This is a genomic window from Tumidithrix elongata BACA0141, from assembly GCF_036349135.1.
Classification (GTDB): Bacteria; Cyanobacteriota; Cyanobacteriia; order Pseudanabaenales; family Pseudanabaenaceae; genus Tumidithrix; species Tumidithrix elongata.
The window spans coordinates 1-18,464 of sequence record NZ_JAZBJZ010000110.1; the positions used below are offsets into that span (position 1 = coordinate 1).

At 46.3% G+C, this 18,464-nt stretch carries 12 protein-coding genes; 6 read left to right on the top strand and 6 right to left on the bottom strand.

Annotated elements, in window-relative coordinates:
- Positions 1-55: 55 nt before the first annotated feature.
- Genes V2H45_RS20305 through V2H45_RS20315 form a run of 3 tightly spaced genes read right to left on the bottom strand, consistent with a single transcriptional unit; the run spans position 56 to position 2,528 of the window.
- The gene (locus tag V2H45_RS20305) at positions 56-826 is read right to left on the bottom strand and encodes a hypothetical protein (RefSeq protein ID WP_330485506.1); all 771 of its coding nucleotides are present in this window, start codon (positions 824-826) and stop codon (positions 56-58) included.
- Positions 827-864: 38 nt separating this feature from the next.
- Positions 865-1,557, bottom strand: coding sequence for a M15 family metallopeptidase (locus V2H45_RS20310; RefSeq protein WP_330485507.1), 693 nt, complete (start codon positions 1,555-1,557; stop codon positions 865-867).
- A 41-nt stretch (positions 1,558-1,598) separates the two neighbouring features.
- Positions 1,599-2,528 (bottom strand): M15 family metallopeptidase, encoded by a 930-nt coding sequence (locus tag V2H45_RS20315; protein WP_330485508.1) that lies wholly within the window; start codon positions 2,526-2,528, stop codon positions 1,599-1,601.
- A gap of 248 nt (positions 2,529-2,776) precedes the next feature.
- On the opposite strand from V2H45_RS20315, the gene V2H45_RS20320 reads away from it, so the two are divergent.
- A complete protein-coding gene (locus tag V2H45_RS20320; RefSeq protein WP_330485509.1) occupies positions 2,777-3,868 on the top strand; it encodes a hybrid sensor histidine kinase/response regulator in 1,092 nt (363 codons plus the stop codon).
- A gap of 78 nt (positions 3,869-3,946) precedes the next feature.
- On the opposite strand, the gene V2H45_RS20325 is transcribed toward V2H45_RS20320, so the two are convergent.
- Positions 3,947-4,819: a phosphatidate cytidylyltransferase gene (locus tag V2H45_RS20325; RefSeq protein WP_330485510.1), complete on the bottom strand. Its 873-nt coding sequence runs from the start codon at positions 4,817-4,819 to the stop codon at positions 3,947-3,949.
- Between the two features lie 306 nt (positions 4,820-5,125).
- Between V2H45_RS20325 and V2H45_RS20330 the strand changes: the two genes are divergently transcribed.
- The 5 genes from V2H45_RS20330 to V2H45_RS20350 all read left to right on the top strand — a co-directional run bounded on the left by V2H45_RS20330 (position 5,126) and on the right by V2H45_RS20350 (position 10,448).
- Positions 5,126-5,626, top strand: coding sequence for a J domain-containing protein (locus tag V2H45_RS20330; RefSeq protein ID WP_330485511.1), 501 nt, complete (start codon positions 5,126-5,128; stop codon positions 5,624-5,626).
- Between the two features lie 19 nt (positions 5,627-5,645).
- Positions 5,646-5,918: a DUF3143 domain-containing protein gene (locus V2H45_RS20335; protein ID WP_330485512.1), complete on the top strand. Its 273-nt coding sequence runs from the start codon at positions 5,646-5,648 to the stop codon at positions 5,916-5,918.
- Between the two features lie 486 nt (positions 5,919-6,404).
- Entirely contained in the window at positions 6,405-7,421 is a 1,017-nt protein-coding gene (locus V2H45_RS20340) for an aspartate-semialdehyde dehydrogenase (protein ID WP_330485513.1), read from the top strand.
- Between the two features lie 152 nt (positions 7,422-7,573).
- A complete protein-coding gene (dapA, locus tag V2H45_RS20345) occupies positions 7,574-8,467 on the top strand; it encodes a 4-hydroxy-tetrahydrodipicolinate synthase (protein WP_330485514.1) in 894 nt (297 codons plus the stop codon).
- A gap of 169 nt (positions 8,468-8,636) precedes the next feature.
- Positions 8,637-10,448 (top strand): ribonuclease J, encoded by a 1,812-nt coding sequence (locus V2H45_RS20350; protein ID WP_330485515.1) that lies wholly within the window; start codon positions 8,637-8,639, stop codon positions 10,446-10,448.
- Between the two features lie 157 nt (positions 10,449-10,605).
- Here V2H45_RS20350 and V2H45_RS20355 read toward each other — a convergent pair whose 3' ends face one another.
- Both V2H45_RS20355 and V2H45_RS20360 read right to left on the bottom strand, forming a co-directional pair.
- A complete protein-coding gene (locus V2H45_RS20355) occupies positions 10,606-17,778 on the bottom strand; it encodes a PAS domain S-box protein (RefSeq protein ID WP_330485516.1) in 7,173 nt (2,390 codons plus the stop codon).
- Between the two features lie 25 nt (positions 17,779-17,803).
- Positions 17,804-18,415, bottom strand: a complete 612-nt coding sequence (locus V2H45_RS20360) for a sensor histidine kinase (protein WP_330485517.1) — start codon at positions 18,413-18,415, stop codon at positions 17,804-17,806.
- Positions 18,416-18,464 lie beyond the last annotated feature (49 nt).

The window sequence follows — 18,464 nt, forward strand, 5'->3', positions numbered from 1 at the left end:
GAAGTATTCTTTGCTTCATCAGACCCCGTTGCATTTCATCCTTGAATTGGCCCTTTTATATTTCTGAAACAGATAGATTTTTGTCTATGGAGGTGTTGGCATGACTGTCGATCGCTTCACAGCATTCCTCAATACTTGCACCTCGATCCATCAATGCGGCAAGTGCCTCAAAGGCATCCTTACGATCGCGTAGCAAAACCTTCGCGCGGAGGAGCGCCCATCGTTGTTCTAGTTCTACATCCTGTTGAAATGCTGGTTTAAACGTTGCGATCGCCGCACGCAGTTGGCGAATATCCTCTGCGCCACCATAGTCTTCCGTGCCCTTACAAAAAAGTTGCTCTGCGGCAATTCCTGCCATCCAGACAGTACAGCAGCGATCGAGGTAGTTGGGAGTAATCTTCCCGTTTACCTGAGGCTCCGATTTGGCATCTTTCGCAGCTTTAGGCTCTAAAATGCCCTCAACCACCACACCCCTCTCAATTCCTACGGGCACTTCTCCCACAGTTTGTTGCCCAAATCTGTAATCACCCGAACACTTAAGGCGATATCCCAAAATTTTCATGCCGAGCAAATGAGCCGCCAAAAAATGTCCAGCCTCGTGATACAAAACCTGTTGAGAATATTGGGGCGATCGCTGCCGCAACCATGACATCAAAAAATCACCGCCTTTTCCCTGCCACAGAGCGCGATCGATCGCATACAGCCCTAACAGCAAAACCGTAATCCCTACTGGCACAAATGGCGATATCCCCACAACTGGCCCCAGCAGAGCCAACATCGTAATGCTAAAAATGGCGATCGCCAAAATGTCGAGGCTATTGATCATGGGTTATACCGATCGTTATGTGTGTGCGGACTTAGAAATTAGCGAGTGGGATTGGATGAATGGGTAAGTTCTCGATCTTTATGAAAAGTAGCAAGGCTTTGCTCGTCACCGATAAATCGCCAATGCCAAGGTTCGTACATCACGCCCTGGGGATTGTTGGGCAAAAAAGACAGCTCAAAGCTAAATCTCACCGCATTTTTCTCTAGCCACTGAAAGGCAACTGTGCGATCGAAACTAGAAGATAGGTTCGTACCGGGGTTTGCGCCATCCCCAACATCAACGGCATAACCTGTATGGTGTTCGCTATAGCCAGGGGGCGCACTTACCTGAGCGCGTTCAGAAGGGGTTTGGTTGCGTTGCCGCGCAATTTCATAAAACAGGTAGCGTTGCTCTTCTTTTGTTCGGAAACCTGATATTGCCACCAAATCGATCCCCTCGGCTCTGGCTGCCTCGACCATACTCAAATAACTTTTAGCAGCGGCATCTCGCAGTTTGATCTCATAGCCATCCTCTGCCCTAGCAATTGTATGCAAGGCATTGGCAGGGGCTTCTTCGTAGGCAAAATGCCCAAACATCACGGGTGTGCTCGAAGGTGTGGTTGATGAAGTATCTGAGGGTGGTGCAATCGTTTTTTTGCTTTCAGCGATCGCATGACGATCTCCCATTGGATAGATGCCAACAGCCAATCCCAGCAGAACCAACAGGATGATGCTCAAAATTCGGTTGTACATGCTGGCTTTAAAGTGGATATGCCTAAATTAATGTGCCTAAATTAACGTGCCGATGGGGCAGTAAAAGAGGAAGGATTGCCCGAAGTCGTAGAATTTCGACGTTTGTAAAATGTTGCCAGACTCTGATCGTCACCGACAAATCGCCAGTGCCAAGGTTCGTACATCACGCCTTGGGAATTGTTGGGCGGAAAAGACAGCTCAAAGCTAAATCTCGCCGCATTTTTTTCTAGCCACTGAAAAGCAACGGTCTTATCAAAGCTAGGGGATAGGTTTGTACTAGGGTTTGTGCCATCGCCCACATCCACCGCATAGCCTGTGTGATGTTCGCTGTAGCCAGGGGGGGCACTCACCTGAGCCCGCTGAGCGGGGGTTTGATTGCGCTCGCGACTAATGTCATAAAACAATTGGCGCTGATCTTCTTTAGAGCGAAAACCTGATATTGCCACCAAATCGATCCCCTCAGCTCTGGCTGCCTCAACCATGCTCAAATAACTTTTAGCAGCAGCGTCCCGCAGTTTGATCTCATAGCCATCCCCTGCCCTAGAAATTGGACGCAAAGTATTGGCAGGAGCCTCTTCATAGGCAAAATGCCCGAACATCACGGATGCTCCGTTTGATGGCTGGCTATCAGCGATCGGCTCGGGTGGAGTCGTCACCGTTGGTTGAGGTTTGCTCGCTGTCAAGTCGGGCAATGGCGATGGAGAAGCTTGAGGCTGCGAAGTTTGAGGCTGTGCAGTTTGTGAAACGGCTACAGATTTGTTATGGCTCAACTCGCTAAATACAAACAACAAACGAGTTGTGATTAAGGGGGTGAGAAACGCTATGACTGCTAAGCCATACCCCCACCAAGGGACTGCTCGCAGCGATCGCATCACAGGATTTGTAGAACCTGTTTTATGTTGTGCGGATTGTCCGTCCTTTTGAGGATCGCTTACACGTTGAGCAACAGGAATATCGTTGGGGATAGGCATAGATGTGGCGAAGTCCAGTCAGGGTAATATATCGCTTTCCAGCTAGCAGACAACTACAAGATTTTAGGCATAAACCTTGAATCCGTAAATCTGACCAATAGAGTACTTCATTTTATTTTTGAGCAAACTCCATAACAGTATTATCCTCAATCTTGCCCTAGTATATGTAAGGGGAAAACGGAACTAGGTTAAAAATTGTCGTTATTTAGAAATGCCCTAACATCCATAATCTAGTCTGTCGCAAAGCCATGATCAAAATACTCGTCATTGAAGATGAAGATGATATTCGTGAGGGGATTCTAGATGTTTTAAGTGCCGATAACTTTTTGGCAATTGAGGCAGGCAATGGTAAAGCAGGCATTCAAATGGCAAAGCATCATAAGCCAGATCTGATTCTTTGTGATGTCAGCATGCCTGAGCTTGATGGTTATGGAGTAATTTCAGAGTTACGGCAAGATCCCAGTTTTGCTACGATTCCGTTTATCTTTTTGACCGCCCAAGTTCAAAAAAATAATTTGCGCTATGGCATGAATTTGGGTGCTGATGACTATCTCACAAAGCCCATAAGTCGTTCCGAGCTATTAGAAGCAATTACGACCCGACTCGGCAAGCAGGCAGCGATCGACCAGCAGTTTCGCGTCAAACTCGATGAATTGCGCAGTAGTATCACCCTACTTTTGCCCCACGAACTTCGCACCCCTTTAAGTGGGATTTTGGGCTTATCTGAGGCTTTGATCGAGGAGCATCAAACGCTTATGCCAGAAGAGGTTTTAGAGTTGGCTCAAGATATTCATAGCTGTGGAGAAAGGCTATACCGTCTAATTCAAAATTTTCTGATGTACGCTGAGCTAGAAATTGCTGCGGCAAATCAAGCGATCAATTTGGCAGCTTCGAGCGATCTGACCGTAGATGCAAAAACGATAGTTAGCAAAAAAGCTGTGCAAAAAGCGAAAGAAAAACATCGAGAGGCAGATCTCAGATTAGCTCTAGAAAATGCCTCAGTGGGCTTACCCCCCGCTAAACTCCAAAAAATCATCGAAGAAATTGTGGACAATGCTTTTAAATATTCAGAGGCGGGCACACCTGTCTTTATTGTCAGTCAAGTTGTAGGCGATTCCTTTAGTGTGAGTGTCAGCGATCGCGGTCGTGGTATGACAGCCGAACAGATTGCCAATGTGGGAGCATATATGCAGTTTGAGCGCAAACTTTACGAACAACAAGGTACGGGGCTAGGACTTGCGATCGCCAAGCGGCTTACCCTGCTTTATGGGGGGGAATTGACGATTCATAGCATCCTTGGCGAGTTGACCGAAGTGTATATCACTTTCCCCTTAGTCTAGTTTTTTAGTCTAGTTTTTTAGTCTAGTTTTTTAGTCTAGTTTTTAGACTGGTTTTTTAGTACGGGTTTCTTACTGCGATCAAGGCAGTTGAATTGACATCAAGGGCAGTATTAGCGTCACAAAATAGTAAACCAGGGGTGCTGTAAATACATAGCTATCGGCACGATCTAAAATCCCCCCATGCCCGGGCATAATTTGACCTGAGTCTTTAACACCCGCATCACGCTTCATCATCGATTCGGTAAGATCTCCTAACAGACCTGCTAAGCCAATTAATAGACCTAACATAGAACCCGTCAGCCACCAAGTTTGCCAACCCAAGCAAAACGCCCAGATCAAAGCAACCGACACACAACTTACTAAGCCAAAAGCTGCACCTTCGACGGTCTTTTTAGGACTGATATCCGATAGTCTTGTGCGTCCAAATATTTTTCCCATTACGTAAGCGCCAATGTCTGAAGCCCAGATGCAACTAAAGGACATCAACACATAAATACCACCCTGACTTAGGTAAAAGTCCCAGTCCCAACTGGTAGCAAACTGCCCTGCTATGTGAAAAGCATTACCTTGTTCAAGTCCGCGCAGACGTACCCAAAAGCTAGGTAAATAGCCTCCGTAAAATAACCCCAAAATTGAGGCTGAAATATCAGCGATCGTGGCAAATTGCGGCTGAAATAAGAGATAAAAGCAGATAAATGTGCCAGCGACGGGTAGGACGGCATCCGCAAACTCAATTTTTACCTGTGCCACAATCAGTAAAGCTTGGCTAACCAGTAGGGTAATTTTGGTTGCAGGCGACATCCCTTTCGATTTGACCAGATTGAAATATTCCAACTGCCCCAGACAAATCAATATCGCAAATACAATGGTGAACGCCCAACCACCAAATGCGATCGCTGCCAATGCCAGAGGAATGGCAACAACAGCACTAATTATGCGAGTCCAGGGCATGAAGATTCTACCTTTCAGACAATTCCATGATTTTCGCTTCGTGCGGATTCAGTGATTTCAGCTCAAGAAATTTTGAGTTGAACAGCTATGGGCTAAGTAATCTAGCGTATACGATCTGAGTGTAGAAACAATGAATTGATTCCTAGCATATGGCAATTACTCCATAAAACTACTCAGAAGACCTCTGCATAATTTTGCGGTAACGATCGCAGTGCGATCGCGCCAGATTTTAGTGCAGTACAATACAGAGTGCTAAAGATCTTTAGACCCTTATTCTTGATAAGCATATTGATATGCAGTCCTCTCATGCAGTCTGCCCCTAAACAAGCCAAAACCTATTACGCTATATTAGGACTGACTCCATGGGCAAGTGCAGTCCAAATTCGTCAAGCATATCGAGATCTCAGCAAACTTTACCATCCTGACACTACCCAGCTCTCTAAAGAAATTGCGATCGAACAATTTAGGCAAATCAATGAAGCCTATGCCACCCTAAGTAACCCAGAGCGGCGTAACACCTACGACCAAATGATTCGATTTTCGAAGCTAAACTATGTCAATCAAACCAATGTTTGGGATACTGCGAATACAGGAAATCTAGGGCAAAAGAATCACCATCCTCTGCAAGAGGACGATGGATTACCTAGCGAGCGCCCCCTTTCGGGTGGCGAATTATTTGTACTATTTTTGATAGCAGTTACATTTATTGTCTGCGTCCTGCTCGTACTCCTCGTTGGTTGGCTGCGTGGAGATGCGCTCCTACCTGAAATTCTATCTACTACGCTGCATTTTTTACCCTTTGCTTAACCTTTAAGACTTGATTGCAATGATCCTTCCACCTGCCGAAACACCCCTGTATAATCACACACTGCCTGTACTAGAGTCTTGGCTCAAGATTCAAGGCTGCCGACAAGATCGATCCAATCTCAGTGTATGGCGGGTCAAACGTCCGAGTTGGGAAGCTGAGATTTCTATGGAAGTTGAAGAAATCAGGGTGCGCTATATCAATGCGATCGCGGGAAATCGAGACTTACAGAGAGCTTTTCCCTATTCGCTGAGCCGTAAAGACATTGAAGATGCTATCTTTATTGGACCTTAACAACTTAACTTTTGCAGCTTGACTTATGCCTGAGTTATGTGGTTAATGGTTAGTAATGCCGCAAGATACTCCGTTGCACTTTTAATCAATAAGTAAGCAATAACGGTGTAGCATAAGGGACATATCATCAGATCGTCAAAGCTATGGCATTGAAGTGATGTCATAGAAATGTAGTAGGGTTCCGATCGCTTACATTCAACTTCTCACAAAGTTCTAGGGTCTGAGCAAGACATAAAAGCCTAAGTGAATTCAAACTGAAGATGCAGTATAAACACACCCTTATAAAACGTTTCAGTCCAAGGATTTCAGCTCGGAAAAGCTAAACATAAAGGACTGGGAACTTATACCGAATTTGGTGCTACGGCGCTTGCCTTCATAGTGATTTTACTTAGCCATATAGCAACCAATTCGCTTAACAGATTTAAACAGTAGATTTAATATTCATCCCACAAATATTCTTTATATGTATATATTTTCGGAGGTTCATTGAGTAAATCCTATAGAGTTGCCATACTAGGCGCAACAGGAGCAGTCGGTACAGAGTTATTGGCGTTATTGCGCGAGAGAAATTTCCCGCTGAGCGAGCTAACCCTTCTCGCTTCGGAATATTCCGCAGGTAAAGAAATCCAGTTCGGCACAGACAGGCTGACGGTCAAAACGGTACAGGCTGATTCCTTTGATGGCATAGATCTGGTTTTGGCTTCAGCGGGTGGTAGCGTATCGAAGCAATGGGCTCCGATTGCTGCTAAGGCAGGAGCCGTGACGATCGACAACTCCAGCGCTTTTCGGATGAATCCTGATGTCCCCTTAGTCGTACCTGAGGTAAACCCCGAAGCCGTTACCCAACACCAAGGAATTATTGCCAATCCCAATTGCACCACAATTCTCATGAGTGTGGCGGTGTTTCCACTGCATCAAGTGCAACCGATTAAGCGTATCGTTGCCGCCACTTACCAATCGGCGAGCGGTGCGGGGGCTAGAGCGATGGAAGAGGTCAAGCACCAAGCTCAGGCAATTCTCAATCAAGAGCCTGCAAAAGCCGAGATTTTGCCCTATCCTTTGGCATTTAATCTGTTTTTACACAACTCTGCTCTTAACGCTCAGGGCTACTGCGAAGAAGAGATGAAAATGGTCAATGAAACTCGCAAGATTTTCAGCGCCCCCGAGCTAAGGATTACGGCTACCTGTGTACGGGTTCCCGTACTTCGCGCCCACTCTGAGGCAATTAATCTAGAGTTTGACGAACCCTTCAGTCCTGAGGCGGCTCGTCAGATTTTGGCAAAAGCTCCAGGAATTAAGCTGGTGGAAGACTTTGGCAAAAATTACTTCCCGATGCCAATCGATGCCAGTGGCAAAGATGAGGTACTTGTGGGTCGTATTCGTCAAGATATTTCCCATCCTGCTGGACTGGATCTATGGCTATGTGGCGATCAGATCCGGAAAGGGGCTGCCCTCAATGCGGTTCAGATTGCAGAGTTACTGATTGCCAAGAACTTGCTGTAATCCGCTATCATGAAAGCCCAAGTTGTCGAAACCAAAGTCCCAGTTTATTCTTCTACCAAATACTAGAGATAATCACAACCTGAGATTGATGACACATACTTCTCATTCCTATCATTATGTTCGATTTAAATAAGGGATAACTTTCTCAGCCTATGCGTGCGATTGACTTTGGTCGGGTAATTACTGCAATGGTTACTCCCTTTGACCTAGAGGGCAAAGTGGACTATGCAGGTGCAGAAAAGTTAGCAGTACATCTGGTCGAAAACGGTACAGATTCTCTGGTGATTTGTGGCACGACAGGTGAGTCGCCGACCTTGAGTTGGGATGAGGAATATCAACTCTTCCAAGTCATCCAAAAAGCTGTGGCTGGCAAAGCGAAAGTTATTGCGGGGACGGGGTCTAACTCTACCTCTGAAGCGATCGCTGCCACTCAAAAAGCCGCGCACTTGGGTCTGGATGGCACATTACAGGTCACGCCCTACTACAACAAGCCTCCCCAAGCTGGGTTGTATCAGCATTTTGCGGCGATCGCGCAAGCAGCACCAGACATCCCCATGATTTTGTATAATATACCTGGGCGCACTGGTTGTAAGCTGGAACCAGAAACAGTTGCGCAGTTAGCTGAAATTCCTAGTATTATTGGCATTAAGGAAGCCACTGGGGATCTCGATCAAGCCAGTCAGATTCGGGCGATTACACCCACTAGTTTTGACATCTACTCGGGGGATGACTCTCTCACCTTGCCGTTAATGGCTATAGGCGCAAAAGGAGTCATTAGCGTCGCGTCTCATTTAGTTGGGAATGAGATGCAGTCCATGATTCAGGCTTTTATTACGGGGAATGTCCAACGCGCTACAGAGATTCATATTCAATTATTGCCTCTGTTTAAAGCTTTGTTTTTGACCACAAATCCTATTCTTGTGAAAGCAGCCCTACATATGGTTGGCTTAGATACAGGAGTCCTGCGCTTACCTCTGGTGAAATGTTCTCCAGAACTCGAAAGCAAACTCAGAGTCGTAATGAATCGCTTAGGCATTACGTCATAAATTCCAGCTTTCCCATTGTTAATTTTCTAGGCTAATTTTCCAGTTTTGCAAATTTCCCTGTTGTCCAGTTGTCAGTAGTTCGTTGCAAATTGACTTTTAACTACCGACCGCTCGCAACCAAACAGATTTTCCTTTTACTTCAATACAAACCGAAACACAGAAACAACATATGACTAACAAATCCAATTCTCCAGCACTGAAGATTATTCCTTTAGGTGGTTTGAAAGAAATTGGCAAAAACACATGGGTGTTTGAAATCAATGATGAAATTATGCTCTTGGATGGAGGCTTATCCTTCCCTGAGGGCAGTATGCCAGGGGTGAATATCGTGTTGCCAGATATGACCTATCTGCGCCAAAACCGCCATAAGATCAAGGGCATGATCGTGACGCACGGACATGAAGATCATATCGGTGCGATCGCTTTCCATCTCAAGCAGTTTGATATCCCCGTAATTTACGGCCCTCGTTTGGCAATGGCACTTCTAGAAGACAAACTAAAAGAAGCGGGCGTGCTGAACCAAACCGAATTGCGGCGCGTGATGCCTCGTGATGTCGTCCGCATCGGTAGTAACTTCTTTGTCGAATTCATTCGGAATACCCACTCCATTGCCGATAGCTTTACGATCGCCATTAATACACCTGCGGGATTGGTGATTCACTCGGGCGACTTTAAGATTGACCATACGCCAGTGGATGGTGAGTATTTTGACTTCCATCGCCTTGCCGAACATGGTGAGAAAGGGGTGCTCTGCCTGATCAGCGATTCTACCAATGCCGAAATTCCTGGTGTGACGCCTTCGGAACGTTCGGTATATCCCAACCTAGAGAGAGTTTTTGCCTCCGCCAAGGGAAGAGTGATTGTCACCACTTTCGCTTCGTCCGTTCACCGCGTCAATATGATTCTCGATATTGCCGAAAAGCAAGGTCGTGTCGTCGGTATCGTCGGGCGATCGATGTTGAACGTCATTGCCCATGCCCGCACGCTCGGTTACATCAAGTGTCGCGATGAGTTGCTGCAACCCTTGCAAAATCTCCGTCAATATCGCAACGATCAAATCCTGATTTTGACCACGGGCTCTCAGGGTGAACCCATGTCTGCATTAACTCGTATGGCAAATGGTAGCCACAGACAGTTACAAATTCAAGAGGGAGATACGGTTGTGTTCTCAGCCAACCCGATTCCCGGAAATACGATTCCTGTGGTGCGCACGATCGATAAGCTGATGGCAATGGGTGCGAATGTTGTCTACGGTAAAGACAAGGGCATTCACGTTTCTGGGCATGGCGCTCAAGAAGATCAAAAGATGATGCTGGCGCTAGTCCGTCCTAAGTTCTTTTTCCCTGCCCACGGCGAGCTACGCATGCTCTTGCAACATGGCAGAATGGCAGAAGCCATGGGTATTCCTAAGGAAAATATTATCATTGCGGAAAATGGTGATGTCGTAGAAGTCTGCGAACAACATATCCGCGTTGCCGATAAGGTTCCTTCGGGTGTGGAATTGGTGGATTCTTCGCGTGACGGCTTTGTCAAGGGCGATGTGCTGCGCGATCGCCAACAACTTGCGGGAGATGGCATTGTCACGATCGCGGTTTCCGTAGGAGCCAATGGCAAACTCTCTGCAACGCCAGATGTACAACTCAATGGTGTGGTCTTGGCAATGGATCGTTCCGATTTGATGGCACACCTCACCCAAACCCTTGAAACTTCGCTGAATAACTGCTGGGAATCTTTTGCTCGGAATCTTGGCGACCAACAAGAGGTCGATTGGACGGGTATTCGCTATCAGTTAGAGCGCGATGTGAATCGCATGATCAAAAATAAGATTCAGAGTCGTCCGATGCTGGTGCTGTTACTGCAAACACCCGCTGGCAGCAAAACTTCCACAGCAGTGGTGGCTGGGACTGCGATCGCAACGCCAAGTTCCAATGGTACACCTGCGGCTGGCAAGCGTCGTCGCACCGCAACAGCCGTTTCATAAATATCTGCTATTGCTAGCTACGTATGGGCAATTCATGAATTGCTCATACGATAGAAATTTAATTAATATCATCCCAATTGTAATTGGGATGATTTTTATGGAACCTCAGTTCGGGATAAGAAAATCCCAAACCCTTTTCATATTCCTTGTCCCGAATTCACGTTAATTGATCTCTATAGAAGCTGATAAATTTCCTGATTTCCTTGATCTGGAACCTTTCTGCTTGAGAGCGGAGTTTGGAAGCAAAGGGAGCTAGTTTAGGATCGGATGCTTCTAATTGCACTGTAATATCGATCAATTTATTGAGCATTCCTTTAAGCGCCAAGTCCATAAGCTCATTAAGAATTTCCAACGATGGAGGGACGATGCTCAACGCCAAGTCAGAGCCACTGGTATCCTGCTGAAATGGTTTCTGCCTATCGATAGGTGTATAGATCCACTCTAAGTTCATATGAGTTTGTAGAATCTCCAAGAGTTGTGCAGATTGGAAGGGCTTTTCTAGAAAGGCATTCGCTCCCATTTCTAAACTTCTTTGTCGATCGGATTCAAATACTCGGGCAGAGGATAGCACGATCGCTAAGGATTCACCTTGCGGAAGCTGTCGCAAAAGACGAATCAATTCCCAGCCATTCATCCCCGGCATAGATAAATCCACAACTATCAGATCGGGTTGCCATGAAATTGCAAGATCTAAGCCTGATTGACCGCTTTCAGCTTCTAGCATCTCAAACCCTAAGGGCTGAAGTAAGTTCAGAAAAATGAGGCGATTGTCTGGTTTGTCGTCAACAACGAGGATTTTGCGCGGTTGTCCTTTAAAGCCGATAATTTTGGGTTGAGGGGTGGTTGCGTTCTCTTCGATCGCGGCTGTGGTCGCGGGAACTTTGAGGATAAACCCAAATACACTACCCTGCCCTAACTGACTTTGCACTTCTAGGGTGGCTCCCATCATGGTTAAAAGATTGTGGGTAATGGCTAAACCTAAACCAGTCCCCTCAGATTTATGAGCGATATCTCCTACTTGCTCGAAGGGTAAAGGAATTCGTTTTAACTGTTCGGGAGAGATTCCTATCCCTGTGTCAGCAATCGTAAAGCGAATTGTAAATTCTGTCCATGCTTCTTCACCGCTGTCTGGAAGTTGTTGCTCTTGTCCAAGGACTTCTACGCTAAAGGTAATACTGCCTTGGTCTGTAAATTTGATCGCATTACCGAGTAGGTTGAGTAGTACTTGCCGCAGCCGTTTGGCATCGACAAAAATTTCTCTGGGTAGTGGAAAAGGGGCTTCATAAATAAATCTAACGTTTTTCTGTTGGGTGCTGATTTGGCAGATTTCTATTAAATCCCGAAGAAACGGGGCTAAATGTAACTCAGTAACCTGAAGTTCTAGTTTCTTCGCTTCGATTTTGGCAAGGTCGAGAATATCGCTGATTAAGGTCAAAAGATGGGTGCCGCAGCGATAAATTACACCCAGTCCTTCTCGATCGCGATCGGTCAAGGTTGTTGAGTTTTGCAAAATTTGGGTATACCCGAGAATGCCATTGAGGGGCGTGCGCAGTTCGTGGCTGACATTTGCCAAAAATTCACTTTTAGCGCGATTAGCCATTTCGGCAGCTTCTTTAGCTTGTTTTAATTCAGCCGTGCGTTCTTCTACGCGAACTTCAAGGTCTATATTGGCTTGGCGCAATGCTTCTTCGGCATGCTTGCGATCGCTGATATCTACGACGATCGCAATGGTTTGAGGATCGCTACCCTCAATAAATGCGGCTCCAATCAATACGGGAATGCGACTGCCATCTTTACGGAAGTATTCCTTTTCCCACGGCTTGATTTCGCCTGTGCGCGTGAGTTCCTCGATCGCGTATATATCAGCAGCTAGATGCTCTGGCGGTGTCATCTCATTCCATGGTGGTAAGCCCGACTGTAAATCTTCTCTGCTATAGCCCAACATTTGTAAAAACCGATCGTTGGCTTCCACAATTTGACCGTCAAAGTTAGAGAAAACCATGCCTGCCACATTGGACTCAAAAACACGCCGCAAGAGGACTTCACTCTTGCGCAGGGCTGCTTCCGCCCGTTTGCGATCGCTGATATCCGTAACGACCCCTATGAGTTGTCGCTCCATAGAGGATTCATCTTGGGTTATAATCCCCCAGACTGCTACCCAAGCAATTTCGCCGTCACGTCGTCGAATGCGGTACTCAATGGCATAGGGGTCTTCTGTCTCAAAGGTATGGGCGATCGCTTGAATCACGCGGTCGTAATCCTCTGGATGAATCATGGCTATAAACGTCTCGCGATCGCCTGGGAAAGTGCTCGGTTCAAACCCAAAGATTTCCTGAGCGCGATCGGACCAGATCAACTTCCCTGTCTGGAGGTTACAACTCCAAGTTGCCATCTGAACAGCATCCAATGCTAAGTTTAACCGTAGTTGCTCTGCTTGCAGTACTTCTTCTGTCAGTTTGCGATCGCTGATGTCCGTATGCGTTCCTAACATCCGTAGGGGTTGTCCTGCTTCGTCCCATGCCACAACTTTCCCGATGGAGAGAATCCACTTCCAATCTCCTTGTTTCGTGCGTTGTCGGAATTCCACCTTATAATCGGAAAGTTCTCCGCGAACATAGGCTTGATAGGTTGCTGCAACGCGTTCGATATCATCTGGATGTAGCCGTTCGATCCATTTGGCATTTGTTTCCTGAAACTCAGATGGATCGTACCCTAGCATCAGGGCATATTCTGGACTGACAATGGCTATACCTGTTTGTGGGTTGAGATCGTAGAGTCCTTGATTTGCTGCTGTCAGGGCAAGGCGTAGTCGTTCTTCACTGTCTCTCAACTCTGCCTCGGCCAGTTTGCGATCGCTAACATCCTGCGCTGCACCGATGTACTGAAGAACGCGACCTTCTGGATCTCGCTTGAATACGCTCGCACGATCCAATAGATATCGCCAACTGCCATCGATATGAAGCATGCGATATTCTTGATCGATAATTTGATTATCTTGAGCCGCCGCGATGGTCTGTTGATACTCTAAGACTTTTGCCCAGTCATCTGGATGGACGAGTGAGGGCAAGACATTTGACCCCATGGCTTTTATCTCGTCAATCGTGTAACCAAGGATGCTAGAAACCTCGCGGTTGCAATAGATATTACGCTGTTCGCTCAGATCGTAGATGTAAATAATATTAGGCGTGTTTTCGGCAATGCTTTGGATGAATTGTTGGGATTCGCGCAGAGCGGTTTCGGTTTGCTTGAGAGAGCTGATATCGATCGCAGTACCGATAATTCGGTAGATATTTCCATCTAGGTGTTTTAAGGGATTCAAGGTCGTGAGCGTCCAAATGATATTGCCTTGGAAAGAGAAACTCTCTTCATATTGGATAGCTTCACCAACCTCAAGACAATGTCGATAGTTTTCACAAAAAGCATTTCCCTGTTCTATTCCAAAGGATTCGATAGGAGTTGTGCCAATTACATCATTAGCATACAAGCCTGACATCTTCTCGGTGGCTGAGTTCCACCCCACATAATAGAATTCACCGTTTTCGGTAGCATCTATCACAAAGATCGGATTTTCTGTGCCGTTATAAATGCTCCGAAGAAAAAATTCTTGTTCCTGTAGCTGCGCCTCGGTGTGTTTGCGATCGCTAATGTCATTAATGACTCCATCAATGCATTGCTCCTCTATATTGAGACTTAAGGAAACCAATCCCCAGCATTGTTTGCCCCCATGCTGCTGAAACTCAAACTCAAAGTTGTTGAGGTGACCAAACTGACGTAAGTGTTCGAGAACTTGTTGGCGCAAGTCAATACTATAAAAGTCTGCCGTTTTGTTCTTGCCGACGACTTCATCGATAGACTGATAGCCTATTAGCTCCACAAAATGTTGATTGGCTGAGAGAATCAGTCCATCTTCAATGCGACTGCGGAAAATCCCCACTTGAGAGTTGTCAAAAATACGTCGATATTTTGTCTCGCTCTGGCTTAGAGCCTCCTCTGCGCGTTTGCGATCGGTAATGTCATAGACCGTACCGACAATCCGATAAACCTCTCCCTCAGCATCGATCAAAGGGTTATAGGTACTGATCGTCCACAGTGGGCGATCTTGGAGATTAATGCATTCTTCAAAGGAGAGAGATTGTTTTGTGGCAATACATTGGGCATAGCGTTGCAGAATGGCGGGAACATCTTCAGGTATAAAAATCTCTTCAATGGATTTACCCTTAACTTCTGCGGTAGTTTTACCCGCGAATTTTTCGGCAACTGGATTCCACCCCATGACACGCACGCTTTGATCGGGTAAGACATCAGTCACAAAAATAGGTTGATTGACCCCCTCATAAATGCTGCGGAGAAATTGTTCTTGCTCTCGGATCTGGTCTTCTACCTGCTTGCGCTGGGTAATATCTCTCTGCAACCCAACCATTCGTAAAGGCTTGCCATCAGCATCGCGGGAAACAACTTTGCCATAATCTGCAAACCATTTCCATTCTCCAGTTTTAGAAAGAGCGCGATATTCAACCTGATAGGAAATAGAGTCATCTTGCAAATGGGCATTGAGTACTTCCATGACATGGGGGCGATCGTCAGGATAAAGCAGTTGCGCCCATGTATCGACATGGGCGGGAAGTTCGCCAACTTCATAGCCCAACATTCGCAACCATCGCGGACTCAGATAAACCTCCCCAGTGGGAATATTCCAGTCCCAAAGTCCATCGCCTGAGCCGTCAAGCGCTAGTTGCAACTGCTCCTGACTTAAGCGCAGGGCTTCCTCAGCTCGCTTGCGTTCTGTGATGTCAAGGGCAACACCTACGATGCGTCTGCCTTCACCCTCTTCACCCTCTTCATTCTCAACGACTTTTCCATTGACTGCGACCCAACGCTTCTCTCCGTTGAGGTGATTAATTCGGTATTCAACTCTGTAGGGAGATTGAGTGGCAAAACTATGGGAAAGTGCTTGAAATACTTGCTCTTGGTCTTCGACACAAACTAATTTCATGAAAGCTTCGCGATCGCCAAGGAAAGTGCCAGGAGCATAGCCAAAAATGGCTTCCGTCCGCTCTGACCAGATACCCGTCTCTAGGTTAGATTCCCAAGTTCCCATCTCAGCAGCCTCAAGAGCCAGTTGCAACCGCAGCCTCTCAGACTGGAGTTGTTTTTCTGTACGCTTGCGATCGCTGATGTCTTGGAGAATCCCCTGTAAAGCAACCACTTTGCCATCAGCATCTTTAACTGGTGTGGCGTTAACACTTACCCATATATGCGTCCCATCTTGACAGAGGTGGCGAAACTCTTGAGCGTTCAATTTTTCACCAGAGGTGAGGATTTGCTCAAAATTAGCAGCGATCGTTTTGAGATCGTCTGGATGAATTAGTGGAAACAAGGATTTACCAAGCCATGCTTGAGCTTCCCAACCAAATAGTTGCTTAAATTGAGGGGAAAGGTAAGTAAATAAGCCTTCCATATCCGTTGACCAGATCAAGTCAGTAATTCCCTCTACCAAGCGACGAAATTTAGCTTCGCTCTCTCCCAAGGCAATCTCGGCTCGCTTTTGATCGGTAATATCCTCTGATATACAGACCAAATATTGTGGATTGTCCATTTCATCAAAGAGAGGAACCTTGATCGTATGTAAAAGCCTTCTGCCCAAGGTGAGACTATCAATGGGTTCTTCGGCAATATTTTCAACCTCGCCATCTTCAAAGGAGGAACAATCTTTCTCGTAAAAGAAATCCGCTTGCTCTTTTGGGAAAAAGTCATAGACCGTCTTGCCGATCGCCTGTTCTTTTGTACAGCCAAACATGATTTCGCTGGTATTATTCCACAGCAGAAATTTACCAAAGTGTTCTGGTCTGCCGTCTTTGACAAATAAAGCAACAGGTAGGTTATCAATAATCGCTTCAAGAAAATTACGAGCTTGAGATAGCTCTTGGGTTCGCTCTTGCACTCGCTGTTCGAGCTGATTGTTTAACTCTTGTAGCGATTCCAACGCTTGTAATCTTTCCATCTCGGCCGCAGCGCGGGCAGCAAAAATCTTGAGCAATAACTCAGCCCGTTTTGGATTGGCAATGGGTTTACGGTTCAGAATGCAAAGAACCCCGATGGTTTCACCCAAAGCATTTTTGAGAGCGAGTCCGAGATAACTTTCAACCCCAATTTTTGGGAGTGCTTCATCCAAGGGGAAACATGATTGAACATCTTTAGGGCAGTAATAGATCCCCTGCTGCATGGCGTATCCACAGGGAGTATTAGCGATTTCATAGAGAATGTTTGGTTGGAATTGTTGGTCGTAATAGATTGCCAGTGTTTCTAGGGACTCTCCAACTTGTTTGGCAATAAAGACATGGGATACATCAAGCGCAACGGTAATCTTTTCTGCAAGGCACAAAAAGAAATCTTTGCCCGTGACCGATGCTGTACCTTCCATCAAGCTTTGAAGGGCTATTTCTTGAAGTTTGCGATCGCTAATATCTCGCACGATCAGCAGGAACTCATCGGCTCCGCAAGCGGCAACACGAACCTCTTCATGAGCAATCTTATCCTCTTTCAGCAGTTGATGCTCGATGGTCTGTACCTCACCAGTGGTTAGCACTCGTTCTAACGCTTGCAATTCAGCTTGGAGTTGCTCTGGAGGTAATACTTCCGAAAGATGAGAGGCAATGGGTAAAAAGTCATCAGCCCGATCGCTTAGGGGAGGAATAAATTCTAAACAAGTCCCATCGCCTTTGACCCGTAGCAATAAATCTGGAATTGCGGCTATAGTTGCTCGATTTCTGGCTTCACTGATCTGTAAATTTTCCTCAATTCTCTGACGATGACAAATTTCTTGCTGGAGTTCTTCAGTTCTTTGCTGCACGAGATTTTCCAAGTTGGCATTCCATGCCTCCAGTTCGCGATTAGCCCGTTCGAGAGCCATTTGTTGTTGACTCAGTAGCTGTTCTTGCTGATAGCGGCGTAACGCCTCTGTCACCGTTAGACAGAGATCGATCTCGTTCCAGGGTTTGGCCAGAAAGCGATAGAGGTTACCTTGATTGACGACATTGCCGACATCCTCGGCGCTGGCTTGCCCCGTGAGCATCACTTGCAAAATCTGAGGATAGCGATGGTGTAGTTCTATCAGCAATCGATCGCCCTTCATGCCTGGCATGATTTGGTCAGAAATGACTAGGGGGATTTCTACGCCCTCAGACAACAACTCGTCAATGAGTTCTAACGCTTCATCCGCACTTTCGGCGATTTCAACCCTACAGTCAGGAAAACGCCTTAATAATTGGGTTCTTAAAGAGAGTAGAACATTGCGCTCGTCATCAACGCAGAGGATAGTTTGCTTATTCATTGGGCATCTCCCGATCGCCGCGATCTCATAGTATGCTATTCCCTGCTGTTAAAGGCGGGCTAGGGATAGATTTGTCAGAGACATCTGACAGAGGTAAAATAACTGTGAAAGTTGTGCGTCCTGATTGACTGCGAACTTGAATCTCACCATTGTGCTTTTGGATAATTTGTCGCACGATGTCCAGTCCCAGCCCACTGCCTTCGCCCCTTGCCTTACTGGTCACAAACGGCTCAAAAATCTTTGCCTGCATGTCTAAACTAATCCCGCATCCCGAGTCTGTAATTTCCACGATCGCCCGATCTGCCTGCTGTTTTACCCCAACCTCTAGCGTACCCTGTTGACCCATAGCATAGATCGCATTGTCAATTAAATTTACCCACACTTGGGTTAGTTCGTCAGGGTTACAGAGAATTTCGGGTAGTTGGGAATCGTAACGACGGATCACCTGAATTCCTTGTTTGAGGCGATTATGGTAGAGCGTCAGGGCAACTTCAATGCCGTCAGTGATTTTGGCAAGACACTTCTCGTCGCTTTGGCTTTGATGGCTATAGGCTTTGAGCGCAAACACGATCTTGGCGGCGCGATCGACTTCCTGCTGAATGCTACGAGTACTTTGATGTTGTAATACTAGCGCCAATTCAAGGATGAAATGCAACGCCTAGAGATCTTTGCGTAAAGGGACTCAT

What these genes read in the sequence shown, in the direction of transcription:
- V2H45_RS20305 (WP_330485506.1), bottom strand. Translation starts at nt 826, where the DNA reads ATGATCAATAGCCTCGACATTTTGGCGATCGCCATTTTTAGCATTACG.
- V2H45_RS20310 (WP_330485507.1), bottom strand. Translation starts at nt 1,557, where the DNA reads ATGTACAACCGAATTTTGAGCATCATCCTGTTGGTTCTGCTGGGATTG.
- V2H45_RS20315 (WP_330485508.1), bottom strand. Translation starts at nt 2,528, where the DNA reads ATGCCTATCCCCAACGATATTCCTGTTGCTCAACGTGTAAGCGATCCT.
- V2H45_RS20320 (WP_330485509.1), top strand. Translation starts at nt 2,777, where the DNA reads ATGATCAAAATACTCGTCATTGAAGATGAAGATGATATTCGTGAGGGG.
- V2H45_RS20325 (WP_330485510.1), bottom strand. Translation starts at nt 4,819, where the DNA reads ATGCCCTGGACTCGCATAATTAGTGCTGTTGTTGCCATTCCTCTGGCA.
- V2H45_RS20330 (WP_330485511.1), top strand. Translation starts at nt 5,126, where the DNA reads ATGCAGTCTGCCCCTAAACAAGCCAAAACCTATTACGCTATATTAGGA.
- V2H45_RS20335 (WP_330485512.1), top strand. Translation starts at nt 5,646, where the DNA reads ATGATCCTTCCACCTGCCGAAACACCCCTGTATAATCACACACTGCCT.
- dapA (WP_330485514.1), top strand. Translation starts at nt 7,574, where the DNA reads ATGCGTGCGATTGACTTTGGTCGGGTAATTACTGCAATGGTTACTCCC.
- V2H45_RS20350 (WP_330485515.1), top strand. Translation starts at nt 8,637, where the DNA reads ATGACTAACAAATCCAATTCTCCAGCACTGAAGATTATTCCTTTAGGT.
- V2H45_RS20355 (WP_330485516.1), bottom strand. Translation starts at nt 17,778, where the DNA reads ATGAATAAGCAAACTATCCTCTGCGTTGATGACGAGCGCAATGTTCTA.